General features: G+C 36.6%; 25 protein-coding genes and 1 other RNA gene. 19 read left to right on the top strand and 7 right to left on the bottom strand.

Annotation, left to right across the window (positions count from 1 at the left end):
* Positions 1 to 275 precede the first annotated feature (275 nt).
* A complete protein-coding gene (locus JKP73_RS00825; protein ID WP_021289026.1) occupies positions 276 to 1271 on the top strand; it encodes a nucleoside hydrolase in 996 nt (331 codons plus the stop codon).
* A gap of 36 nt (positions 1272 to 1307) precedes the next feature.
* Here the strand turns inward: JKP73_RS00825 and ptsP are convergent, their stop codons facing one another.
* On the bottom strand, positions 1308 to 3020 hold the full coding sequence (gene ptsP, locus JKP73_RS00820; RefSeq protein WP_200410803.1) for a phosphoenolpyruvate--protein phosphotransferase: 1713 nt from the start codon (positions 3018 to 3020) through the stop codon (positions 1308 to 1310).
* 155 nt (positions 3021 to 3175) lie between these two features.
* Positions 3176 to 4102 carry an alpha/beta fold hydrolase gene (locus JKP73_RS00815; RefSeq protein WP_234447032.1) on the bottom strand — a complete coding sequence of 309 codons (927 nt, stop codon included), beginning with the start codon at positions 4100 to 4102 and terminating at the stop codon, positions 3176 to 3178.
* A 247-nt stretch (positions 4103 to 4349) separates the two neighbouring features.
* Here JKP73_RS00815 and secG point away from each other — a divergent pair, with 247 nt between their 5' ends.
* The 6 genes from secG to ssrA all read left to right on the top strand — a co-directional run bounded on the left by secG (position 4350) and on the right by ssrA (position 9579).
* A complete protein-coding gene (gene secG, locus JKP73_RS00810) occupies positions 4350 to 4583 on the top strand; it encodes a preprotein translocase subunit SecG (RefSeq protein WP_021289023.1) in 234 nt (77 codons plus the stop codon).
* Positions 4584 to 4733: 150 nt separating this feature from the next.
* Entirely contained in the window at positions 4734 to 5480 is a 747-nt protein-coding gene (locus tag JKP73_RS00805) for an alpha/beta hydrolase (RefSeq protein WP_021289022.1), read from the top strand.
* Positions 5481 to 5529: 49 nt separating this feature from the next.
* Positions 5530 to 7698, top strand: coding sequence for a ribonuclease R (gene rnr, locus JKP73_RS00800; RefSeq protein ID WP_021289021.1), 2169 nt, complete (start codon positions 5530 to 5532; stop codon positions 7696 to 7698).
* A 57-nt stretch (positions 7699 to 7755) separates the two neighbouring features.
* Positions 7756 to 8565: a zinc transporter ZupT gene (zupT, locus tag JKP73_RS00795; RefSeq protein ID WP_021289020.1), complete on the top strand. Its 810-nt coding sequence runs from the start codon at positions 7756 to 7758 to the stop codon at positions 8563 to 8565.
* 74 nt (positions 8566 to 8639) lie between these two features.
* Positions 8640 to 9104, top strand: a complete 465-nt coding sequence (gene smpB, locus JKP73_RS00790; protein ID WP_021289019.1) for an SsrA-binding protein SmpB — start codon at positions 8640 to 8642, stop codon at positions 9102 to 9104.
* A gap of 135 nt (positions 9105 to 9239) precedes the next feature.
* Positions 9240 to 9579: a transfer-messenger RNA gene (ssrA, locus tag JKP73_RS00785) on the top strand.
* 685 nt (positions 9580 to 10264) lie between these two features.
* Here the strand turns inward: ssrA and cyoE are convergent.
* From cyoE to JKP73_RS00775, 3 genes are all read right to left on the bottom strand, one after another.
* Entirely contained in the window at positions 10265 to 11182 is a 918-nt protein-coding gene (gene cyoE, locus JKP73_RS00780; protein ID WP_038243048.1) for a heme o synthase, read from the bottom strand.
* A gap of 125 nt (positions 11183 to 11307) precedes the next feature.
* The gene (locus tag JKP73_RS23595) at positions 11308 to 11718 is read right to left on the bottom strand and encodes a CBO0543 family protein (protein ID WP_031334959.1); all 411 of its coding nucleotides are present in this window, start codon (positions 11716 to 11718) and stop codon (positions 11308 to 11310) included.
* Positions 11699 to 12841 (bottom strand): DUF2515 family protein, encoded by a 1143-nt coding sequence (locus JKP73_RS00775; RefSeq protein ID WP_021289015.1) that lies wholly within the window; start codon positions 12839 to 12841, stop codon positions 11699 to 11701. The genes JKP73_RS23595 and JKP73_RS00775 overlap by 20 nt, the downstream gene beginning before the upstream one ends.
* 82 nt (positions 12842 to 12923) lie before the next feature.
* Here JKP73_RS00775 and shc point away from each other — a divergent pair, with 82 nt between their 5' ends.
* From shc to JKP73_RS00760, 3 genes are all read left to right on the top strand, one after another.
* Positions 12924 to 14810: a squalene--hopene cyclase gene (gene shc, locus JKP73_RS00770; protein ID WP_021289014.1), complete on the top strand. Its 1887-nt coding sequence runs from the start codon at positions 12924 to 12926 to the stop codon at positions 14808 to 14810.
* A 78-nt stretch (positions 14811 to 14888) separates the two neighbouring features.
* Positions 14889 to 15125 carry a YppG family protein gene (locus JKP73_RS00765; protein ID WP_038243051.1) on the top strand — a complete coding sequence of 79 codons (237 nt, stop codon included), beginning with the start codon at positions 14889 to 14891 and terminating at the stop codon, positions 15123 to 15125.
* 113 nt (positions 15126 to 15238) lie between these two features.
* Positions 15239 to 15676, top strand: a complete 438-nt coding sequence (locus JKP73_RS00760) for a CBS domain-containing protein (protein ID WP_021289012.1) — start codon at positions 15239 to 15241, stop codon at positions 15674 to 15676.
* Positions 15677 to 15788: 112 nt separating this feature from the next.
* On the opposite strand, the gene trhA is transcribed toward JKP73_RS00760, so the two are convergent.
* Positions 15789 to 16436 (bottom strand): PAQR family membrane homeostasis protein TrhA, encoded by a 648-nt coding sequence (trhA, locus tag JKP73_RS00755; protein ID WP_021289011.1) that lies wholly within the window; start codon positions 16434 to 16436, stop codon positions 15789 to 15791.
* A gap of 147 nt (positions 16437 to 16583) precedes the next feature.
* Between trhA and JKP73_RS00750 the strand changes: the two genes are divergently transcribed.
* The 8 genes from JKP73_RS00750 to JKP73_RS00715 all read left to right on the top strand — a co-directional run bounded on the left by JKP73_RS00750 (position 16584) and on the right by JKP73_RS00715 (position 23455).
* Positions 16584 to 17159 carry a DUF1836 domain-containing protein gene (locus JKP73_RS00750; RefSeq protein ID WP_021289010.1) on the top strand — a complete coding sequence of 192 codons (576 nt, stop codon included), beginning with the start codon at positions 16584 to 16586 and terminating at the stop codon, positions 17157 to 17159.
* 27 nt (positions 17160 to 17186) lie between these two features.
* A complete protein-coding gene (locus JKP73_RS00745) occupies positions 17187 to 18245 on the top strand; it encodes a M42 family metallopeptidase (RefSeq protein WP_021289009.1) in 1059 nt (352 codons plus the stop codon).
* Between the two features lie 21 nt (positions 18246 to 18266).
* Complete coding sequence (locus JKP73_RS00740; protein WP_200410802.1) at positions 18267 to 19241, top strand: LLM class flavin-dependent oxidoreductase; 975 nt, start codon at positions 18267 to 18269, stop codon at positions 19239 to 19241.
* A 726-nt stretch (positions 19242 to 19967) separates the two neighbouring features.
* Entirely contained in the window at positions 19968 to 20324 is a 357-nt protein-coding gene (locus JKP73_RS00735) for a lmo0954 family membrane protein (RefSeq protein ID WP_021289007.1), read from the top strand.
* A gap of 18 nt (positions 20325 to 20342) precedes the next feature.
* Positions 20343 to 20975: a PspA/IM30 family protein gene (locus tag JKP73_RS00730; protein ID WP_021289006.1), complete on the top strand. Its 633-nt coding sequence runs from the start codon at positions 20343 to 20345 to the stop codon at positions 20973 to 20975.
* An 89-nt stretch (positions 20976 to 21064) separates the two neighbouring features.
* Positions 21065 to 21796 carry a cell wall-active antibiotics response protein LiaF gene (liaF, locus tag JKP73_RS00725; RefSeq protein ID WP_021289005.1) on the top strand — a complete coding sequence of 244 codons (732 nt, stop codon included), beginning with the start codon at positions 21065 to 21067 and terminating at the stop codon, positions 21794 to 21796.
* Entirely contained in the window at positions 21793 to 22833 is a 1041-nt protein-coding gene (locus JKP73_RS00720; protein ID WP_021289004.1) for a sensor histidine kinase, read from the top strand. The genes liaF and JKP73_RS00720 overlap by 4 nt, the downstream gene beginning before the upstream one ends.
* Positions 22826 to 23455, top strand: a complete 630-nt coding sequence (locus JKP73_RS00715) for a response regulator (RefSeq protein ID WP_021289003.1) — start codon at positions 22826 to 22828, stop codon at positions 23453 to 23455. Before JKP73_RS00720 ends, JKP73_RS00715 begins: the two co-directional genes overlap by 8 nt.
* A gap of 36 nt (positions 23456 to 23491) precedes the next feature.
* Here the strand turns inward: JKP73_RS00715 and JKP73_RS00710 are convergent, their stop codons facing one another.
* Positions 23492 to 24547: an FUSC family protein gene (locus JKP73_RS00710; RefSeq protein ID WP_038243057.1), complete on the bottom strand. Its 1056-nt coding sequence runs from the start codon at positions 24545 to 24547 to the stop codon at positions 23492 to 23494.
* A 174-nt stretch (positions 24548 to 24721) separates the two neighbouring features.
* Between JKP73_RS00710 and JKP73_RS00705 the strand changes: the two genes are divergently transcribed.
* Positions 24722 to 24826 (top strand): hypothetical protein, encoded by a 105-nt coding sequence (locus tag JKP73_RS00705; protein ID WP_021289001.1) that lies wholly within the window; start codon positions 24722 to 24724, stop codon positions 24824 to 24826.
* The last annotated feature ends 9 nt before the right edge of the window (positions 24827 to 24835 follow it).

Below are 24835 nucleotides of genomic sequence, written 5' to 3'. Positions count from 1 at the left end.
ATTGGTCTAAGAAATATAAAATTTTACAATTGTACTAACGAAATAAGTGAATTACCCATCGTCCGGCTTAAGCAATCAGCACAATAAGTCTGGCCATACCGCATAATGCGAAAATTCTTGTAAAGTCACTTTTGGTTTTTCTTATGATTGAAACAGGCCTAAGCCGTAGTAAAAAATTAGATTATGCTTTAAATATAGATAAAAGGTAATCATAGGACGAAAAGTGTTGGGAATATAATACAAAATGGGATGAAGCTGGATGATGGAGGGGTAGAATGGTTCAAAAAGTGCTTTTATTTGGTGATGTTGGTATAGATGATACCATTGCTTTAATTTACGCGTATCTCAACGATGATATAGAGATTGTTGGGATTGTGGCGGATTATGGGAATGTATCTAGAGATAATGCTATTGCTAATATCTTGTATATACGAAGTTTATTTCCTACACAGGAAGTGCAAGATATAAAAGTTATTGCTGGCGCGCATATCCCGATGACTGGGGAAGCTCCTGAATACGTACCAGAGATCCATGGCGAATATGGCCTTGGTCCAATTACTCCACCAAAAAAACATTTGAGCAATGGAATAAGTGAGAACTTCTTTGAAGTTGTCGAATTAATCAATAGGTATAAAGATGAATTGGTTATTGTAAATATTGGTCGATTAACCTCATTAGCAAGTTTATTTATTCTTTATAAATCACTCATGTCTTCCATTAAAGCATATTACATTATGGGAGGAGCTTTTTGGGTCCCTGGTAATATTACAGCAGTTTCTGAGGCGAATTTTCATGGTGATCCAGTTGCGGCGCAAGTTGTCTTAGAAAATGCAAAAAATGTAACGATAATCCCTTTAAATGTAACCAAATATGCTATCGCTACACCACAAATGGTTGATTTTATCGATCAAATGGGATCTGTACATATTGTTAAAGTACTATTGGATTATTATTATGATTTTTATAAAAAAAGAAATCCAACTATCCAGGGAAGCCCATTACATGATGTGTTAACGTTAATGGCTGTTTATAAACCAGGTATGTTAAGTTATCAAAAGTTGCCTATTCATATTGTGCAAGCTAAAAGCGGTATAGTTAGGGGACAGAGTATTGCCGATATTCGTCCATATGTTAATTTGGAAGATATGCAAACAGATGAAGCAGTGGGTGGAAAAATTCATCGCATTGCTTTTCAATTAGATTACCAGAAGTTCTATATCGATTTGATGTCAATCATGACAGGCGAAAGATTTGATGGATATGCGAAATAAATAACCCCTATAGTAATCAACTATAGGGGAAATATGTTATTGCGTTTTCTCTTTAATAAATTCGACTACTTCTTCAGCTGTTCCCATGGATAGAATCTGTTCTTTATAAGCAGTCATTTCCTCTTTAGAAAGGCGAAGAATTTGTGTACGGGCTGGTAAGATGGAAGTTGCACTCATACTGAATTCATCTAAACCAAGTCCTAATAATATCGGAATTGCAATGGAATCGCCTGCCATTTCACCACACATTCCGGCCCATTTTCCTTCTTGATGAGCAGCTTCAATCACATTGTGAATAAGATTTAGAATTGCCGGGTGATACGGTTGATAAAGATAAGATACTTGTTCATTCATCCTGTCCGCAGCCATTGTATATTGAATCAAGTCATTCGTCCCAATACTGAAGAAATCAACTTCTTTTGCAAACTGTTTGGCTGTAACAGCTGTAGAAGGAATTTCTACCATAATTCCAACCTCGATATTTTCAGAGACATCATAACCTTCTTTTTGTAAAGCTTCTTTCTCGTCTAATAAAAGTGCTTTCGCTTTACGGAATTCTTCAAGGGTTGCAATCATTGGGAACATCACTTTTAAATTACCGTATGCGCTAGCACGTAAAAGAGCCCTTAATTGTGGACGGAAGACATGTTCGTTTTCTAAGCAGAAACGAATAGCACGAAATCCAAGGAAAGGATTTAGTTCTTCTGGAAGATCTAAGTAATTTAATTCCTTATCTCCACCAATATCTAATGTGCGAACTACCACTGGTTTTCCTTCCATTTGTTCTAAGACAGATTTGTAAGCATCAAATTGCTCTTCTTCTGTTGGCAATTGACTTTTGCCCATGTATAAAAACTCTGTTCGGTAAAGTCCGATACCTTCACCACCATTGGCAAGTACACCGGCAACATCTTTAGGTGTTCCGATGTTAGCAGCTAACTCTACCTGTTCTCCATCTGAAGAAAATGTAGGTTCATCTTTTAATTTTGCCCATTCTTGTTTCTTTTCAGCAAATTCTTGTTGCTTCAGACGGTAACTTGCAATTTGATCCTCAGAAGGGTTGATAATGACATCACCTTCATTCCCGTCAACAATCAGGAGGTCTCCTTGTTTAATTATTTTAGTAACCTCTTTTGTACCAACAACAGCTGGTATTTCAAGAGATCTTGCCATAATTGCAGAGTGGGAAGTACGTCCTCCTATGTCTGTTGCAAACCCTTTTACAAAATCGCGATTTAATTGGGCCGTATCGGAAGGAGTTAGATCATTAGCAATTACAATTACTTCTTCATTAATTAGAGCAGGATCGGGGAAAGTAACCCCTAATAAATGAGCCATTACTCGTTTCGTTACATCATGGATATCGGCTGCTCGTTCCCTCATGTATGCATTATCCATGTTTTTGAACATATCAATAAACATATTAGCAGTTTCATCAAGTGCTGCTTCAGCCATGACATTTTCGGTAGTAATCTTATCTTTAATTGGATTAATGAGTTCAGGGTCGTTAAGAACTAACAAATGAGCTGAAAATATTTCCGCATGCTCATCACCAATCGCCTCTTTTGTATGGGCTTTAATTTTTTCTAATTCCTGCTTGGAAATTTCCAATGCTTTATTTAATCGTTCGATTTCCTCATTTGGGTTATCGATAGAGACTTTTTCAAATGATAAATCTGGGGTTTCAAGCTGATAAGCTTTCGCAATTGCAATTCCAGAAGATGCTGCAATTCCTTGAACATTCGACATAATCATTTCCAACCTTTCTACATTTCAATCACTTTCTATTTTAACCTGTCGACATTTTAGGTACAAGCAATCAGAGGCAATTTCTTAAAAGTTTGTCGAAAAAACTAGAAAAATAGCTTTTTTAAAAGGAATGTTAATTTTATCCAATACAACAACTAGGCTTCTTCTTTCTCTTTAATTGCCTCTAACCACTTTGTTAGTAAGTCAAATACTTCTTGTCTATTATCCTCATGTAATAATTCATGTCTTCCGTTTGCAAAGAACATGGTAGTTACATTCTCTAGACCAACTTTTTTATAGGTCGTAGCTGTTTTCCACACACCTCTTGTATAATTGCCAACTGGATCACGATCTCCACTTAAAATAAGAATTGGAAAATCAGGACGTATTTGTCGGTTCCGCTTTGTTTTCTGCATGGCAATTAACCCATTCATTAAATCATAAAAGAATCTACCGGTTGGAGTAAAGCCAGTATAAGGGTCTTTCATATAGTTTTTTATGGTACTTTCATTCCTGCTTAGCCATTCAAAACCAGTAGGCGAATGGGGTATTTTTTTATTATAGGTTCCAAAAACAAGCTTATTCATAAGGGGGGATTCTTTTCTACTTGGTAAAAAAGAAGCAAACCACTTGCCTGCTAAAGTCTTTACAAATGGAAAATAGCCGGTACCAGAAAGAATAGCTGCGTTAGCTAGGTGACTATTGGTTTGAAGATAGATACGTATTAAAAAAGAACCCATACTATGACCAATTAAGTACAGCGGAAGTTCAGGAAACGCTATTTTGATCCTTTTGGATAATTGGGTAAGATCATCCACTGTTTTCATAAAGCCATCTGAGTCTGCAAAGAATCCAAGTTGCCCTTGTCGTTCTCCTGTTTTACCATGGCCACGGTGATCATTTATGTATACAATAAATCCTTTTAAAGCTAAATGACTTGCAAATTCATCATATCTTTCACCGTGCTCCATCATACCATGTGCAATTTGAATAATTGCCTTTGGGTATAGATTCGGTTTCCATACCCTAGTAAATAGGCAAGTGCCATCCTTGGATGGATACCAAAATGATTCTTTTATCATTATCACAAGCTCCCATCAATTTAATATGCTTTTATTATAATTCGTTACACCTTTTCTAGGAATAGGAGATAGCAATTTTAAAAAGTGTCACATTAACCGCTGAGCATAGGAAAAAGCTTGCTATTTCAAAGTAAACTATGCTAAAGTTAATATAAGTTAACGTATGTTTTTTCTACTAACATACAAGCAGCGGAAGAATTCCAGATTTTTTGGTTTTGGTATAGGTTACAGGGGGTATCATACAAATATGCTAGGAATCGTAAACGTATTATTAGTGATTGATGGAATTATTATGATTGTACTTGTTTTATTGCAGTCTGGGAAAAGTGAAGGTCTGTCTGGTGCCATTTCTGGTGGTGCAGAGCAATTGTTTGGAAAACAGAAAGCAAGAGGGATTGATCTTGTCTTACACCGAGGAACAATTGTAACAGCAGTTATCTTTTTTGTACTAGCTTTCCTAAGCGCATATGTTTTACAATAAATAACGAAACCCTTATCGCTAATAGTGATAAGGGTTTTTATTATATAATGTGGGAGTAGTCTGCATTATCATTTAAAATAGGCTTTATGATTTAATTTTAGAATATGGGTAAAGTACTAAAGAAGAATGGCAGAAGGAGTTGCAGGAAGAATGAAAGTAAAACAACCACAACCTTTTACGTTTGAAGCAGGACCACGTGCGGTATTATTATTACATGGGTTTACTGGGCATTCAGCTGATGTTCGTATGTTAGGAAGATATTTAGAAAAAAGGGGTTACACGAGTCACGCCCCGATTTACCGTGGTCATGGATTACCACCAGAAGAACTAGTAAAAGCTACACCAAAAGAATGGTGGGCCGATGTCAAAGAAGCATATAATCATCTGAAGGAACTTGGTTATGAGGAAATAGCGGTGGCAGGGTTATCTTTAGGCGGGGTATTAAGCTTGAAATTAGCCTTCACGGAAAAAACAAAAGCAGTAGTAACCATGTGTTCTCCAATGTTTTTTGACAATGAGACACAACTTACAAAAGGCTTCCAAACTTTTTCTAAAGAATACAAACAATTAGAAGGGAAAGATGAAGCTGTTATTGAAAAAGAAGTAGAGGAATTACTTGAGCAATCAACGGAAGTATTCCAGCAATTAGGCAAATTTATTACAGAAGTAAAAAATGAAGTAGACACCATTTATACACCAGCAATGGTTGTTCAAGCAAGACAGGACGAAATGATTAATACAGATAGCGCCAATTATATTTATGAGAATGTAGAATCAGATCATAAGGCTTTGAACTGGTACGAAAATTCTGGACATGTAATCACCATGGATAAAGAGAAAGAGCAAGTGTTTGAAGATATTTATCAATTCCTTGAAACATTGGATTGGGAAGAATGATTATAATTATCAAAGAACGTGAACAATAAAAAGAAAGAAGGTGAAGAAAGTGAAAGAGAAAATACAAAATTATTTCAAAGAAAATGGAACCAAACCATTAGCTGTAGATGAATTAGAAGAAGTATTAGAAATTGAAGATGCAGTAGAATTTAAACAACTAGTTAAAGCACTAAATGAATTGGAAGAAGAAGGCGAACTTGTTCGGACACGAAAAAATCGTTTTGGACTGCCAGAAAAAATGAATTTAATTCGTGGTAGAATTCAGATGCACGCGAAAGGATTTGCATTTCTAATCCCTGATAATGAACAACAAGATGATGTGTATATTCATCATTCTGATCTTGCTTCTGCGATGAATAACGATAAAGTGTTAGTACGTATTGAGAAAAGAGATAAGGATGGGAATCGCCCTGAGGGGACCGTTATTCGTATATTAGAACGCGCAACGCTGCAAGTTGTTGGGACGTTTGAAGATAATCGTTCCTTTGGTTTTGTCATTGCGGATGATAAGCGGATTCCAAATGATATCTTTATCCCGAAAAGCATGACGAACGGTGCAGTAAGTGGACATAAAGTAATTGCCCATATTACAAAGTATCCTGAAGGTAGAAAAAGTGCTGAAGGAGAAATCATTCATATTCTTGGTCATAAGAATGATCCGGGAATTGATATCATATCGATCATTCATAAGCACGGAATTAAGGTTGACTTTCCAACTAAAGTATTGGACCAAGCAGCTAATACTCCAGAAACCATATCCGAAGATGAGATTAAGGAGAGAAGAGACCTTCGTGATGAAACCATTGTCACCATTGACGGAGCCGATGCCAAGGACTTGGATGATGCCGTTTCTGTAAAAAAATTAGAGAATGGAAACTATCGATTAGGTGTCTATATTGCGGATGTTAGTTACTACGTAGATGAAGGAAGTCCAATTGATCAAGAAGCACTAGAAAGAGGTACAAGTGTCTATCTCGTTGACCGTGTTATTCCAATGATTCCACATCGTTTATCCAACGGAATTTGTTCATTAAACCCACAGGTGGATCGTCTAACATTAGGTTGTGAAATGGAAATAGACCGTTCTGGAAATGTAGTGGATCATGAAATTTTCCAAAGCGTTATCCGTACGAATGAACGAATGACATATTCCGATGTCAACAAAATTTTAGTGGATAAGGATGAGGAGTTACGTAACCATTATAAAGAATTAGTACCTTTCTTTGAAGATATGGAGGCGCTAGCCGCCATATTACGGGGAAAACGAATGGGCCGAGGAGCGATTGACTTCGATTTCAAGGAAGCGAAGGTGCTAGTAGATGAGAACGGCAAACCGGAAGATGTGGTACTACGGGAACGTTCTGTTGCGGAGCGTCTTATTGAAGAATTTATGCTCGCAGCAAATGAAACAGTAGCTGAACACTTCCACTGGATGGATGTACCATTTATTCATCGAATTCACGAAGATCCGGATCCCGGGAAATTACAAACATTCTTTGAATTTCTAGCTGGTCTTGGTTATGTAGTGAAAGGGGCAAATAATGAGATCCATCCCCAAGCATTACAAAAAGTATTAGAAGAAGTACAAGGAAAACCAGAAGAAATGATTGTTTCCAAGTTAATGCTTCGTTCGATGCAGCAAGCAAAATATGATCCTCAAAGTATTGGTCATTTTGGACTTGCAACCGAATTCTATACGCATTTCACATCCCCAATTCGCAGGTATCCGGATTTAACTGTACATCGCCTTATTCGTACGTACTTGATTCAAAAAAATATGGATCAGAAAACATTGCAGAAATGGAAGGATGCAATGCCGGAAATTGCTAGACAAACATCGGAAGCAGAACGAAGAGCAGTAGATGCTGAACGTGAAACGGATGATTTGAAAAAAGCAGAATTTATGCAAAATAAGATTGGCGAAGAATATATTGGCGTGATTAGTTCCATTACCAATTTTGGTTTATTTGTTGAACTAGAGAATACGATTGAAGGGTTAATTCATGTAAGCTATTTAACCGATGATTATTATCACTATGATCAACGAAGTCAAGCCATGATTGGTGAGCGTACAGCGAATATGTACCGCATTGGAGATGAAGTGAAGGTAAAAGTAGCTGGTGTTAATACAGATGAACGTACGGTAGACTTTGAAATGGTTTATGCAGAAAAACCGAAAAAGAAGAAACGAATAAAAGCAAAGAAAGCAAAAAAATAGTGAAGAAGCCGCTGTTGCCATAATCGGTCAGCGGTTTTTAAGTCAAAGGAGCAGATCATGACACAGGAGGTAATCGTAGCATTCTTATTCACTTTATTCGCTGGCTTAGCTACAGGAATAGGGAGTTTATTAGCATTTTTTACGAAAACGACAAATACTAAATTCTTATCTTACGCATTAGGGTTTTCAGCTGGTGTTATGATCTATGTTTCCATGATCGATATTTTTGTCAAAGCCCAAGATGCCTTAATAACTGAACTTGGCGATGGATATGGGAACTGGGCCACGGTTGGATCTTTTTTTGTTGGAATCCTATTTATTCTTTTCATTGATCGTTTTATTCCTAAAAGTACTAACCCGCATGAATTGAAAAAAGTAGAAGATATGAAGCATCCCCAAGCAGTAATAAATGATCCTGATTTATTAAAAATGGGTGTTTTTACTGCATTAGCAATTGCAATTCATAATTTTCCTGAGGGTATTGCAACATTCATTTCAGCGTTGCAAGATCCTGCGCTTGGTTTAGCTATTGCTATAGCGATAGCAATACATAATGTTCCTGAAGGAATTGCCGTATCAGTACCCATTTATTATGCAACTAATAATAAACGGAAAGCTTTTCGCTTATCGTTTTTATCTGGACTGGCTGAACCCATTGGGGCAATTGTCGCGTTTCTTATTTTAATGCCGTTTTTAACAGACCTAATGTTTGGGATTATCTTTGCTATGGTGGCGGGGATCATGGTGTTTATCTCTTTAGACGAATTATTGCCAGCAGCTAAGAAATATGATGAGGCACACCTTTCTATTTATGGTGTTATTAGCGGCATGGCTGTAATGGCTTTAAGTTTATTATTATTAAATTAAGACGCAATTATAATTGGAATACGTTAGAATATTTGATAAAATAAGGGGCATGCAAGCAGTAGGAGGAAGTTCTTATGCCAAAAGGACAAGGAAATACAGTCGCACAAAATAAACGTGCTTCTCATGATTACTTTATTGAAGATACCTATGAAGCAGGTATCGTTCTGCAAGGTACTGAAATCAAGTCCATTCGAGCAGGTCGAGTAAACATTAAAGATTCCCATGCCCGAATTGATCGTGGAGAAGTTAAATTGATTAATCTGCACATAGCAGAATATGCACAAGGAAATCGATTCAATCACGACCCAACTCGTACAAGAAAACTATTATTACATCGGAAAGAAATTAATAAATTAATTGGATTAACACAACAACAGGGCTACGCACTTGTTCCATTGAAGATCTATATTAAAAATGGATATGCTAAAGTATTACTAGGTTTAGGAAAAGGGAAAAAGAAATACGATAAGCGCGAGGATCTGAAACGAAAGCAAATGAAGCGAGATGCTGATCGTGCGATTAAAGAACAGACGCGATAAAGCTAGCTGTAACCTTACTAGTAACTTGACTTTTTCGCCAAAAATGCTATAATAGGAATTGTCATTAGGAAGTTAAAACAATCATATAAATATGCTCATTCTTCCGAGCGTTACTCTTATTTTATATGGGGACGTTACGGATTCGACAGGGATAGATTGAGCTCAGGTTGCACGTCGAGGTTACGGCTCGTAAAACGTTATGCCTAAATATAACTGGCAAAGAAAACAATCAACCTGCTTTAGCAGCTGCGTAAGCTCTGCTAAGCGATCCTTCCTGCTATTGCCCGTGTAGCAGATTGAAGGGTCTCAAATGAAACGGGCTATACAATCATTCGCCGTCTGAGGATGGTTGTTGAAACGAATCAGACTAGCTTCTCTAAAGCCCGTCGGTAGGCTGCAGAGTAAGTAAATGATAATATACCGAATAAGCGTGTAGAAGCCTGAGTGGCGATATCTCTGGACGTGGGTTCGATTAGTAAATAGTCGCCTTTTACGGTAACGTAAAAGTGATAATTCGGCTTTATCGGTGAAACCTAAGTTGCTATATTGATTAGTAATAAGGCAATACCGAGTGGTGATTGAAGTAATTCAACAGCCATGTATCGACTTATAGGCTACCTTATAGGTAGTACTAGGATGTGAAATGCTGCTTGTAAAGTAAATCTAAATTTCACATAAGACGCCGAAGAACCTTTACAAGGGTTCAAGATATAGTCAGTGCCATGACGAAAGCATGGAGTGCATGTCCCACCGTCTCCACCAATACATAATTGGTGGTTTTTTATTGTTTATTAAATTTATTGTAGAAAGAATTCTTCTTCAAATAGTAATTTTTTTAAAAGCCGATGGAGTATATTTTCCATTTCTTGGAGTAACCAACTCATAGTTTTTAATATCCAATTCGCTCTTTTTCTTTTTTTGCTGATTCTTAGATAAGGATAGATAGCTTTTAAAGTATTAAATACTTCTATTTTCTTTTGAGTGGTTTCTGGTTAACGTAATTGTTCCTTCTCCTTCTATAATCCCAGCAGCTACCTCCCATTGTTCCATGTTATCTCTCCCTTTTTAGTTATATTATAGCAATAAGTTAGGATAAAGTTATATATAATTAGAGAAAAAAGAAAACCACCTTTCAGTCTTACCAAGGTGGTTTTAATACGTTATAAATCAAATATTGTCCCCATTAATGAATAGATAATAACTGTAGAGAATAGTACCGTCATATAAATAAGAGAGAATAGAAACATGGATTTTGCCCATTTCTCTGAGTCCATCTTATGGTACCCAAGGATACTAAGCGTTAGCCAGGATAGGCTTAAAAGAAGAGCGACTAATTGAAGTCCTAAACTTAAGGTACCTAGTAAGAAGCTGGTTGCTACCACAACAATTAAATAAATATTGGTTTGGATATACGTTCTACGTATTCCTTTAACTACTGGTAGCATAGGAACTCCTGCGGCTTGATATTCTTTGTGTTTGCGTATGGCAATGGCATAGAAATGAGGCATTTGCCAAATAATTGATATAATAAATAGACCAATAATAGCAGGGTGGGTGATATCAGGATAAATAGATGCCCAGCCAATGAGAGGTGGCATGGCGCCAGAGATACTCCCAATTTCTGTATTATATACTGTTCGACGTTTGCTCCACATCGTATAAGGTACGGTATAAAAGAACAACCCTAAAAATCCTAATAAACCTGCTAATGGCGTAGCTAGAGCCAACATGAAAATACCCAGTACAGCCATCGTAATGCCAAGTAGTAAAACATTTCTAGGTTTAATTCTGCCAGTAACGGTTGGTCTATTTTTTGTTCTTTCCATGATTTTATCAATATCTCGGTCATACAAATTATTTAATGCCCCAGCGGCTCCTATTACTAAACTTGTCCCAATAAGAGCGAATAAAATCTCGGGAAGTTTTTCAGTTAGACTATATTGATAGGTATAAATAGCTAAAAATAATCCAGCAAACATGGGGATTAAATTTGATTTTATAATCCCTGTCTTTACTGTCTGTGCGAGTGCGTTTACCAAGGTTTGTTTGGATTCGACTCGGTTATCGTTCTTCTGCATCTGACCATCTCTCTTTCTTACCCTTCCATTTTATCAAAAAAAGCTAGCAAAGCATTAAAAATGTCTTTTTTTCACATAATGGTCAAATAAATGGTAAATGCAGAGAAAAATAAGTAATTCTTTGTCTATTTTAATATCTTTTTAATCCTTGAGTATAACGTCCAGATGGCTATGAAGTAAACGAAGTAACCAGCGAAGCTATACAAATGACTCCAATTTGCAGCATGAACAAATAACCCATAATGTTCTGCAATATGCTCCATAATAAAAGCACTCAAACTACATATGAATATAAAAATTATTCTTGACAGTCCTCGGAACGAACGGATCATATAGACATAAAGAACAGTAGCTGTTGGAAGAATGAAGATAGTGAATAAAATATTTACTTGAAATACTTCTGGAAAAAGTCGTTCAGGGAAGGAATAAAGGCCTTTACCAACAAAAAACAGGTCTAAGTATGTACCAAGTATGCATGAAAATAAAGCAATCAAACAAGAAGCTATTATATTAGACTTATTTGAAAAAGATCGCATTTTTTGCGATGATTGCAAGTTCGATTTTTTCAAGTGCGTTACAATAATCATCATATATTTCCCCACCTATTTCTTTTTCCGATTTATCTAAATAATACAATACTTGATAATCATGGAACCAATCCTTCTTTTCTGCCTCTTTATGTTCTACATCTGCCCAAGCAAACTGTAATGGCGGGCTATAAATTCTTGTTTTTCCTTTTTTTAATCTACAGTTTTTTGTCCTTCGCTTGTAACTTGGTCCTGGAGCAGATTCATTCACTGGATGAAAGAGGTCCTTCCAATAATCTGATCTAGACCCAGTATGAGGGTGCTTAGCCGCCCATTGAATAATAGCTTGTAACCTTGCTTTACGTTGAAATAGTAAGTCGTATAATCGAATACCTATGTTAATTCGTTGATGAAGCTCGTCAAACTGATAGAGGGTGTCTCCAACAACACTTGGTCTCCCAGTTATTTCATTAAGCTTAGGGAAGATAATGTGATTAAAACGAAACGTATCATATAGTTTAAATTCAATCGTATGTAGTACCGTGTCCTGAAAATGTTTGTTTTGAATCACACGTTCTTCAAGGTAATTTTGTTCATTAATAATCATGGCGATGGCTAATTGCCTGCAATCTCGGTACTTCCAAAAATTATTCCAAATCACCTCCATGAAAATCGAGACATCTAAATAAGGAAGTAAGTAGAATAAGTTTTTTTGTTTTGCAAGACTTTGTTGATACAATAAGCATTGAGGGAAGACATCTTGAAAGATTAACCAGTTTCCACGTTCTAAAAATGAAAAAAAATTCTCTCGTTCTCTATTTGTCATTAACCTCGGCAATAGGTCGCCTTTTAAATCCGTCATATTCCAACCACCATTACGTGATACTAAATGGCCAAGCAATGCCCAGTGTATTTCTGGATGAGCACGATAAAATTCATAATACGCTTTCGTTCGAGTTATATTATTTTTATTGAATTTTGTTGTTTTTTTATCTATCTGTTCAATAATGTTGATTTCCCATGGAGTGAGATCTGATTTTGAAAATGAAGAAGGCAATTGTTTTGCTTTTTGTTTTAATTGTTTTTTCAGTTTCTGATTTATCTTGGGCCGTTTTTTAAAACAATTAATCATAAAGCACCTCCTTTTAAGGCATATGCTTCGAGCAATCGACATATGTTTTTTGCATAATGATTTGAAAAGGAGTACCTACTATATGGATAAACGAATTGGATCGAAAATCAATGAATTGGTGGATGAATTGAAAGAGAAGCAACGTCCTAATGGCTCATGGAATTATCCATTTGAGACTGGAGTATCAACGGATAGTTATATGATTATATTATTACGTTCGTTGGAAATCGATGACCATGATTTAATTTGGTCATTAGCTGAACGTATTGCTAACAAGCAGGGTCCGAATGGGGCGTGGAAGTTATATTATGATGAAGAAGGAGGAGGAAATCTAACAGCAACTGTGGAAGCCTACTATGCTTTACTGTATAGTGGGTTTTATTCGAGAAATGATAGGCATATGCGCTTGGCAAAGCGCTTTATTATGAATAAAGGCGGGCTCAGCCGTATTCACTTATTTACGAAAATCATGCTTGCATTAACTGGCCAGCTTCAATGGCCAAACCATATTCCAATACCAATTGAAGGTCTATTATTGCCTGCTTCTTTTCCAATTAATTTCTTTGACCTATCGATGTATGCACGCGCACATTTAACTCCAATTTTAATTATCGCTGATAAAAAAATACAAGTAACGACTCCTTTAACTCCAGACTTAACGGAATTAAGCATGAAAAGAACGGAGAATTGGGATGATGATTTTCGCAATTGGAACTCCATTTTCTCCTTGATTAAACAAGCTATAGCAAAATTAATCGGACTACCTCATGAATTACATAATTTGGCGTTAAGACAAGCTGAAACATATATGCTTCAACGTATTGAGCCAGATGGTACCTTTTATAGCTATTTTAGTTCAACGTTTCTGATGATATTTGCTTTGTTGGCAAGAGGGTATGCAAAAAATCATCCGGTTATTCAACGAGCTGTTGCAGGATTAAAAACTTTCATAATATCCATAAATAATCAACCACATATCCAATTTACTACGGCAACCGTTTGGAATACTTCCCTTATTAGTTATAGTCTCCAAGAGGCAGGATTATCTTCGTCATCAGAGACAATTCATAAAGCTGCACAATATATTCGGTCAAAACAGCACCACTTATATGGAGATTGGGCAATCCAATCGCCTCATGTATTACCTGGTGGGTGGGGGTTTTCAAATATCAACACAATCAATCCAGATAATGATGATACAACGGCAGCATTACGTGCTTTACGGACCAGTGTTCTTGATAAGAATACCAATCGCTTCATTTGGGATAGAGGAATCGAATGGCTTTTATCCATGCAGAATGGTAATGGTGGCTGGGGGGCATTTGAAAAGGACATAGATAGCCCATTTCTATCATGGCTCCCAGTGAAAGGAGCAGAATTAATTTTACTTGATCCTTCAACCCCAGACCTAACCGGAAGAACCTTGGAGTTTTTGGGATTGTACACGAAATTAAATCAATCTCATCCTTTTATGAAGCGAGCAGTCAATTGGTTAATTAAAAATCAGCAAAAAGATGGATCATGGTATGGAAGATGGGGCATTTGCTATATTTATGGAACGTGGGCAGCAATCACCGGATTAATAGCAGCTGGGGTTGACCGAGAACATTCATCCGTAAAAAAGGCAATTGATTGGCTGTATCAGATTCAAAATGAAGATGGTGGTTGGGGAGAATCATGTAAAAGTGATCAAGCAAAAACGTATATCCCATTACAAACAAGTACCAAGACACAAACCGCGTGGGCATTAGATACACTTATTGCTGCTGAGGATAAAGTAACAATAGAACTAAAGCAAGGCATTCACTTCTTATTGAAGGAGCAAGAAAATAAGGATAAGTGGACGAAAGAATATCCCAAAGGGCAAGCTTTGCCAGGTAATTTTTATATGCATTATCATAGCTATGAATATATTTTTCCACTTTTGGCATTCGCTCATTATAGAAAGAAATTTATTGAAGAAGCGTAATTATAGGATAAACATCCTTATCACTGTCAATCGATGCACATAAACTATAACAGAATTCGATGAAGAGGTGATATGCGTATGTTTCCAAATAGACCGAGAAGACCGATGAGACCAGAAACTCCTAGACGTCAGCCAGCTTGGATTGGGAGACCACCACAGCCTAGACAAAAACCTTCTACTACAGAAAACATTATTTCGCAATTTCGTGATCAGGATGGTCAATTCGATTTTAATAAAATGACAGAGGTTGCGTCGCAAATGGGAAAATTATATGGTCAAGTTAGTCCATTCATTACAACTTTCTTTAAAAAATAGACATATTTCGATTGGATCGTGTCACAAGTTCGTGACACGTTTTATTTTTATGTATTTTTGTAATAAAAATTGGATAAAAGAAGAATGCTATTGTTAAAAAGGAGGTTATAACGATGCAACAACAGTTACGTAATTTTATGACATCAAATGTGTATAAAGTGACCGATATGCAATCCGTTCAAGAAGCAGCTGCATTAATGAGTGAACATAATATCGGTTCACTTCCAGTTGTAGATCAGAATGGAACCATGGTAGGAATTATTACAGATCGCGATATTACGTTGCGAACCACTGCTCAAGGAGAAGCTGCCCAAACCCCTGTTTCGCAAGTAATGACAGCACAACAAGTAGTTCAGGGTACCCCGGAAATGGATGCCCATGAAGCTGCACAATTAATGGCCCAACAGCAAATTCGTAGGCTGCCAATTGTGGAAAATGGTCAAATTGTTGGGATGGTAGCATTAGGAGACTTGGCTGTCGACAACCAATTGGGAAATGAAGCAGGGCAAGCTTTGTCAAACATTTCTAATCCATCTGATCCACAGAAGTGAAACTTTCAAATGTGGTACGCTGACTTTTTTTAATGAGGGTCAGCGTATTTATTTGGAAGCAAAAAACATGCAGTAGCGAATGCTACTGCATGTTCTATCACTAATCCAACGTTTATAATACATAGCCATATACACAAATAAAATGAAAAAGGCTGCCGATTAAGATAAAGATATGGAAGATTTCGTGGAATCCCATATGCCTAAATGATAATACTTTCGGTTTAAGGCCATAGATAATGCCACCTACGGTATAAAAAATGCCGCCTAAAATGAGAAAAATCATACCAGCTGTATTAATAATCGGAGCTAGTGCTGAACTAAAGAATACGACAATCCAACCCATCCCAATATACAAGGCGGTAGAAAGCCATCGTGGCGAGTGAAACCAGACTAACTTAAATACAACTCCAAGTAAGGCTAAGGTACTTACAATTGCAAATAGTGTCCAACCTAGGGATCCTTTTAAGCTAATTAAACAGAACGGGGTATAGGTCCCAGCGATTAATACATAAATCATTGAGTGGTCAATTCGTCGTAAAAATGCGATAACCTTATCTCTTGCTATCACCATATGGTATGTAGCAGAAGCAGCATACAATAAGGTCATGCTAATTCCAAATATGATGACTGCAGTTATCGCTAAGAATGATTCGGTTGTAGCAGTTGCTTTGATCACTAATGCTAGTAGACCAAAAAATGATAATACTGCTCCAAATAGGTGGGTCAGTCCATTAATTGGTTCCCGGATATATACGCCCATGAAATCACACCTTCATCATGTTTTATGTAGTTTTCAAAACTATATAATAATCATATAGCTGTTTTAATATGTAGTCAAGATTTACTTGTTAATCTTAATCTCGTATAATAAAATAGATTTGAATAATAGCTAAAAGAGGTTAAATAAATGAAGGATATATATGAATACGTTGACAAAATGGAGCTAAATAAACAACTGAAGCTTGATGAAATTCCAGATTTGGATCTATATATGGATCAAGTTATTCAGCTATTTGAGAATAAATTTGGTATATTAAAACGAGATGAGGAAGAAAAAGTACTTACAAAAACGATGATCAACAACTATGCAAAAGGGAAGCTATTTTTTCCAATCGAAAACAAAAAATATTCAAAGAACCATTTAATGTTAATTGCCATGATTTATCAGATGAAAGGTGCGTTATCAATAAATGACGTCAGGATGACATTAGACGCTTTAAACAAGATGATAACAGAAGAAAACTTTGACTTAACAAAATTATACGAGAGCTATGTCGATATCGCTAATGATCGTATGCAACAATTGAAAGTTGAAATGAAGCAATTAACAACTGAAGTAGAGGACCATACATCTGCGTATGATAGCAAGCGTGCCGACTACCTTAAACAGTTGCTATTAGTTGCTTCTTTTGTCAATATGAGTAATTATTATCGTAGAGCAGCTGAGAAGATTGTGGACGCTATCGAAAGAAATGAAAAATAAAATGAAGAAAGGGGAAATAACATAACGATGTCTACATATCCAAATGTCACTGAAACGAAGCTAATGATTCAAGAGTTGGTAACTATTCCTAGCCCTTCAGGGTTTACCGATCGGGTTATTCGTTATGTAGAGGGATTACTTTATGATTGGAATATTGAGACAAAGCGTAATTTAAAGGGCGGATTAATTGCCACATTGCCAGGGAAAGATAATCGGGAACATCGTATGTTAACCGCTCATGTTGATACGTTAGGAGCGATGGTTAAAGAAATCAAAGATAACGGAAGATTGCGTCTTGACTTAATTGGTGGGTTTCAATTTAATTCTATTGAGGGAGAATACTGTACGATTCATACAGCAGACGGTAGGGGTTTTACAGGTACCATCTTAATGCATCAAACATCCGTACATGTTTATAAAGATGCTGGTAAAGCAGAACGAAATCAACAAAACATGGAAGTACGTATTGATGAGCGGGTAGCTTCTGCTGATGAAATTCGTGCATTAGGAATTGAAGTGGGGGACTTTGTATCGTTTGACCCGCGTGTTCAATTAACAGACCACGGATTTATAAAATCACGGCATTTAGATGATAAAGCGAGTGTAGCAATCCTATTGCAACTTATGAAGCGTGTAAAGGATGAGAATATCGAACTCCCTTATACAACACATTTTCTCATTTCCAATAATGAAGAAATTGGTTATGGTGGAAATTCGAATATCCCACCAGAAACGACGGAATATTTAGCAGTAGATATGGGAGCGATGGGCGATGGTCAATCTACCGATGAATATACAGTATCCATATGTGTTAAAGATGCTTCTGGGCCCTACCATTTTGGGCTGCGTAATCACTTAGTAAATCTCGCCAAGCAACATCATATTAGTTATAAATTAGATATATACCCGTATTATGGTTCAGACGCATCAGCTGCAATAAAAGCTGGTAATGATATTATTCATGGCTTGATTGGTCCCGGAATTGATTCTTCTCATGCTTTTGAGAGAACACATGAGGATTCATTAAAAAATACCGAATTGCTTTTATATCATTATTTGCTTTCAGAAACCATAACAGCTAAGTAATAATAAAGGTGTGTATAACTTATGAAACTTAGTATCTTAGATCAGGTCCCTCTATTAAACCATAGCTCATCGAAGCAGGCGATACAGGAAACTTTAGAACTTGCCGAGCTCGCTGATAGGCTTGGTTATTATCGCTATTGGGTAGCCGAACATCATGATATGCCAGGTTTAGCCTGCCCTGCACCTGATATGATATTGAGCATCATTGGGAGTAAGACAGAGAAGATTCGTATCGGGTCTGGTGCTGTTTTGCTCCCTCATTACCGAGCATTTCCAGTGGCTGAAAGATATAATTTATTAGCTACCATGTATCCAAATAGGATTGACTTAGGCATTGGAAGAGCACCAGGTGCATCTGCAGAGGCAGCAATTGCCTTATCGGGAAATTTTTTAGAAAATGTCCGGGACATGCCCAATTTATTGGATGAATTGTTAGCATTTCTAAATCAATCGTTCTTGAACAATCACATGTATTCCAAAGTTGCCCCAACGCCTGTTCCAACAACTCCTTCCATTCCTTGGTTACTTGGTACAAGTGAAAAAAGTGCAAAACTAGCTGCTGAAAAAGGGATGGCTTATGCATTTGGTCATTTTATGACAGATAAAGATGGTCCTGCCATCCTCCAATCATTTAAACAACAGAGCTCTGCTGATACCATTGTCGCTGTCTCTGTCATTTGTGCAGATACAAATGAACGAGCACAAGAACTTGCCCAAGCTGCCCTTTTATGGAAAATGCAACAGAATAATGGGGAAGAAAATGCTTTTGTTCCTACAGAAAATGAGGCGAAAAGCCATAACTATACAAACAATGAACAAGATTGGATACGAAAGCAAAAACAAAAAATGATAATCGGAGATCCATGTGATGTAAGGGTGGAGCTACATAACCTTGCAGTTACTTATCAAACAAATGAATTGATGATCATTACCATCACACCTGATTATCAATCAAGAAAAGCTTCGTATGAATTAATTGCAGAAGCTGTGTTATAAATTGTTATGGCAATGGATGTGCTGGTTTCTTATGTAGCTGATCCCATTAGTTAGAAGTTTCATTTCAATATCTGCCAGGAGTAACATGAATTTTCTATCTCTTATTTACATCACTAAGGACATTATTAAAATACGTATCATTCCTCGGTGAATAAAAGCGGTACTAGCTATGTGCTGCTTTTTTAGATTGCTTCAAATTCCTCACGGGATATTAAGTGACCGTATCGAATGAGAAAAGTAGAAGTAGAGCGTAGTTTTTTGCTGATTCAAAAGAATTGCATGCGTGTGTTATTGCCGCCTGCAAGGATAATAGAATATCGTGAATAAGCACTACTTAAGGCAGTATGCCAGAACATGAAAAAGACTCCTTCAACTATCCAAGTCGAGTTAGCTGAAAGGGAGTTTTTTTCTGTCTTAAGTAACTAGAACCCTCCCACTCCTGCGGAAGAACAACTAATCCGAGATCACTGCGCATCACTTCGCAAGGAAGTTCGGGGAGCTCGTACGCGAAAAGAGAAAGGTCTGAGTGTATAGCAAGAAACGTGGGGAAAATTAGCGGTTTTCACGACAAGCTGATATAGCGTTTATTATCCTCTGGATTTAGTTTCTCTCCTTCAGCAACAAAATCTACGTCTAAGGTACTAGTGCAAAATATGCCTAGCGTTCATTACACTTAATTCTATTACCTTGTATGATGAAATTAAGCTAAAGAAAGGAGGAAACACAGTGAAGAAATTTCTCTTATTTCTAGCAGGATTAACTGCTTTGATTATCTTATTAGCTAATCTTGGTCCAATGGTATTATTGGGACTCGGTATATGGTTGCTTTATGTGATTTTCAAGCAATTTATGAAAAGTGAGTCAACAGCTGGAAAAATTGGCTGGGTCATTTTGGGTTTAATTGTATTAAGCTTCACCATCTCCAATATGTTTGCATTGATCGGAGTTGCAGCAGCAATTGCTCTGTATCTCATTTATAAAAGCTGGAAGAAAGATGATCACAATTCCATAGTTGATGAAATGAAATATGATGACCCATTTACTAACTTTGAACGGCAATGGGCTGAAATAAACAAATCTTAATAAGGAGTGTAGATGACGATGACAAATATTTTTACTCGTATAAAGGATACGTTGTCGAGCGATCTTCATCATATGATGGATCAAAAAGAACAAAAAAATCCAATTGCAGCTTTAAACCATTATTTACGCCAAAGCGAGCAGGAAAAAGAGAAGGTTCGGAAGCTTGTTGAAAGACAATATAAGCTAAAAGATGAGTTTATTAAAGAACAGCAATTAGCACAAGATCTAGCAGACAAACGCCTAAAGCAAGCTGAAATAGCTGAGAAAGCAAACGAAGAACAGATGCATGAATTTGCCATGAAGGAGCATCAAGAGTATCAAGCTCGGGCAGATCGGATGAAGACATCACGTGATGAAGCTGCCGAAGAATTAGAGGCATTAGAAAAAAAATACGAAGATATGAAACATAAATTGAAAGACATGCATCTTCGAAGAATGGAATTAATGGGACGAGAAAATGTTGCTCGTGCAAACCATCAAATGAATCGAGTAGTGGAGCAAACATCAGATAAACCTTTCTCTAAGTTCGCTGAAATGGAAAAGTATATTGAAACGCTAGAATATAAAGTGAATAGTTCATACTATCGTAGTACCTTTGACAACAAAATTGCTAACTTGGAGAAAGAAATGAAGGAGAAAGAACAAGCATAAAATCCTTCGTCAATAAATAAAAAAATGATATACTATACAGGCGCAAGGGGTTGCGTCTGTTTTACATAATTACGAAGGGAGGTTACTTCATGTTTAGACAATTAACCACAGACACGCTAAACTGGATATTAATCATTGGAGTAATCCTCTTTATCATTGAACTTACCTTTTACCACGGTGGAATGTTAATTAATGCTTTATTCTTCTCCTTGTTGATTTATATTGGACGAAAAAAATATCATAGTCTTTTTGGAAAGGTTATTTTTTGGGTTGGTGTGGTAGGGATCGTGTTTGCCATCCTTAATATGCTGGCAATACGATTTTTAATTATTGCTGCAATTATTTTATTTCTTATTCACTACTCCAAGTCCAAAAAAGAATCAGCTTATCTTCACCCAAAGGAGTTTAAACAACGGGAGGAAACGAATGAAACTATTATAAGAAAACAGCCATTGTTTGATCATAAATTATTTGATGACCAGCGAACCGAAGAACCTTCTTATCAATGGAAAGATGTCAATATCCACGGTGCGTTTGGTGATCGTATTATTGACTTAAGCAATACCGTACTTCCAAATGATACAGCTATTATCTCTATACGACATATGGTTGGAAATATTGAAATCTATGTACCATATGACGTGGAGGTAAGCATTCACCATAGCTCCTTATTTGGGCGTGCATTGATTTTTGGACATTTTCATGAAAAGCTAATGAATAAAACATTATTGTATCAAACGGAGAACTATAATACGAAATTCCCTCGAGTAAAAGTCATTACCTCATTATTATCTGGCGATATTGAGGTGAAACGAGTATGAATCTGATTTTACGACATGTGTTTACTTCAGTAATGTTTAGTATTGCATTAACTATTGTTGTGACCGGTCTGACACTAGTAGCCTTTATCGATGACTGGTCACTTGTCTTTGAACAGCAAATCGGTGATATCTCGTTCCTCATCATCATATTTACCGTGGCGATTGGAGCTGGATTAATTATTGGCACGGTCACTGGTTTTTATTGGAGGCAGCGAATTCATCAAGTTGAAAGACAAATGGACGAAATTATTAAAGGGCAAAGAATAACGTTTCATATGGAAACATATAAAGATCTAGAAGCTATCCAACGATACTTGCATCAAATTCAAAATAAAATAAGATCGCAAACAGAACATGCGCAGCGATTAGCCTCGGAACGAACAAGAGAGCGAGAAAAGAGTTTGCAAGAAGTTGTAGCACAAGAAAGAAATCGCTTGGCACGGGAATTACATGATTCTGTCAGTCAGCAATTATTTGCTGCTTCTATGATGATGTCAGCAATTAATGATATGAATCCCCCTGAAGATGAAACAATGAAAAAACAGTTAGGTATGGTAGAAAATATGATTCATCAATCTCAGTTGGAAATGCGTGCGCTATTACTACACCTTCGTCCGGTTGCCTTAAAAGGGAAGTCATTGCAGGAAGGTGCTGAAGAATTACTCATTGAGTTAACGCAAAAAGTACCAATGGAAATTGATTGGAAAATTGAGGAATTCACTGTTGATAAAGGCGTAGAAGATCAACTATTTCGTATTCTTCAGGAAGCCGTTTCAAACACGTTACGACATGCAAAAGCAACAAAATTACATGTTATGTTGGTGGAACGAGATGAAAATGTTATTCTGCGAGCTGCCGATAATGGAATAGGTTTTGATATGGAGAAAATGAAAACAGGCTCATATGGATTGCAAAATATGCAAGAGCGAGCGTATGAAGTTGGTGGAAGTTACAAAGTTGTCAGTGTTCCTAATGAAGGGACACGGATTGAAGTAAAAGTTCCGAATTTGGGAAAGGAAGGTGAAAATAATGATTAATGTTCTCTTTGCTGACGATCATGAAATGGTGAGAATAGGCGTCACATCTTACTTATCAGCTCAACCAGATATTGAAGTCATAGCCGAAGCTGATGATGGTGGTCAAGCTGTAGAATTGGCACTTGAATTAAAACCCGATATTATCTTATTAGATCTTGTTATGCAGCAAATGGATGGCATTGAGGCAACAAAACAGATTATCGAGCAATGGCCGGAAGCAAAAATAATTATCGTGACAAGTTTCTTAGATGACGAAAAAGTATATCCTGCCCTTGAAGCTGGAGCTACCAGTTATATGTTGAAAACATCGAAAGCGGGGGAAATAGCAAAGGCTATCCGGGCAACGTATGAAGGACAAACGGTTTTGGAACCGGAAGTAACTGGAAAAATAATGAATCGCATGCGTACCCCTAAAGCGGAATTACATGAACAGCTAACGGTACGAGAAAAAGAAATCCTGCTACTTATAGCTCAAGGGAAAACGAACCAAGAAATTGCCGATCAATTATATATCTCATTAAAGACAGTAAAAGTACATGTTAGTAATATACTAGGAAAATTAGAAGTTCAGGATCGTACGCAAGCAGTTATTTATGCGTTTAAACATAGCTTAGTAAAATAGAAGTGGAAAACGAGCACATACTTATGTACTCGTTTTTTAGTTAGTCACTCTTTCTGGTCCGCAATGTTCAAAATATTTATCTACAAGTTGATAGATGGAAATAAGTTCATAAATAATTATTACTTCAGGAGGAAACGTTGTTGCTTCAACGTTAGGTTTGGTTCTGGATATTCCAGTTTCTTCCCAAAACATATCACTTAATTGTTTCAGATAAGCTTGATGTTTTTCGGATTCAATTTTTGATTTACTTGCCAATCCTTGAACTAGTTCGTTAACAGCTAATAATATTGTTTTCTTCTCTTTCGTACCCCACATGGTAAATTGGGAAGGCGTATTTAAAACATTATCCGTGTGATAGTGTATCAGTCTTAAACAAATTAACTGTTTTTCAATTTCTTTAAAGCGTTTCTTTTCATTTTCGCCAAGTGGGTGGTAGTTCGATTCCTCTTTTTGAAAACGGATCAGCGTTTCTGTTTGTTGGATTTTTTTATACACTTGATCGGCTGGGTTTATCGAAGTTAACACATCATCATGATTATTTACCTCAATAACCCTTTGAAACACCTGTTCAATTAAACGAGCCGTCTGTCTTCTCACACTTTCAATGTTTTGGGTAATATGCTCGGTATAATTAGGAGGTAAGACAAACATATTTACCCCAGTCGAAACCAATAAACCAATAGTGGTCGTACCTAATCGAATTAGAAAAGAAATAAAATAATTACTATGAATGACTTCAATCATTGCTACAGCTGTTAAGGTTGCAACTAATAATCCTGCATGAAGTTTTAAGCGGAAACAGGTGACTATTGTTAGTGTAGCAGCGAGTGCATAGGTTAAAGGTGAATTTCCAAATAAGAAAATAAATAGTACTGAATACGCTGAGCCAATAGCTGAAGCAGGAAAGCGAATCATCCCTTTTCGGATGGAATCGGCAACCGTTGGTTCAATTGTTACAATCGCAGTGATAACTGCAAATACCGCCGGGATTTCTAATATTGAGCAAATCCACGCTGTAAGAAAAACAGCTACTCCTGTTTTCACGACCCTGCTCCCAATAAAGTGAAATTTTTTTCGTTTCACGTTGGTCATCTCCTAGTTGAAGTAATCCTATGTGAACAATAATATCATGATCTATTCTCCACTAATAAAAAAATTTTTTCAACTATCTCCCTAAAAAAGGTTGCAATTTTTAGACTATTAGAATAAACTGTTTTATAACAATAAATAGTAAATTTTAACTGTTATATAAAAGGAGGTGCGCAAATGAATCATGAAAATGAAACAAGATGCCCTGAATGTGGAGAGAAAGTAAATAATAAAACGTATATCTTGGAATGCGATTACTGTCTGTCTAAAAAGGAAGATTAATTTTTTGAC

This window comes from Virgibacillus salexigens (genome assembly GCF_014905415.1).
Taxonomy (GTDB): domain Bacteria; phylum Bacillota; class Bacilli; order Bacillales; family Amphibacillaceae; genus Virgibacillus; species Virgibacillus salexigens.
This window is presented reverse-complemented; position numbering and strand designations above follow the sequence as displayed.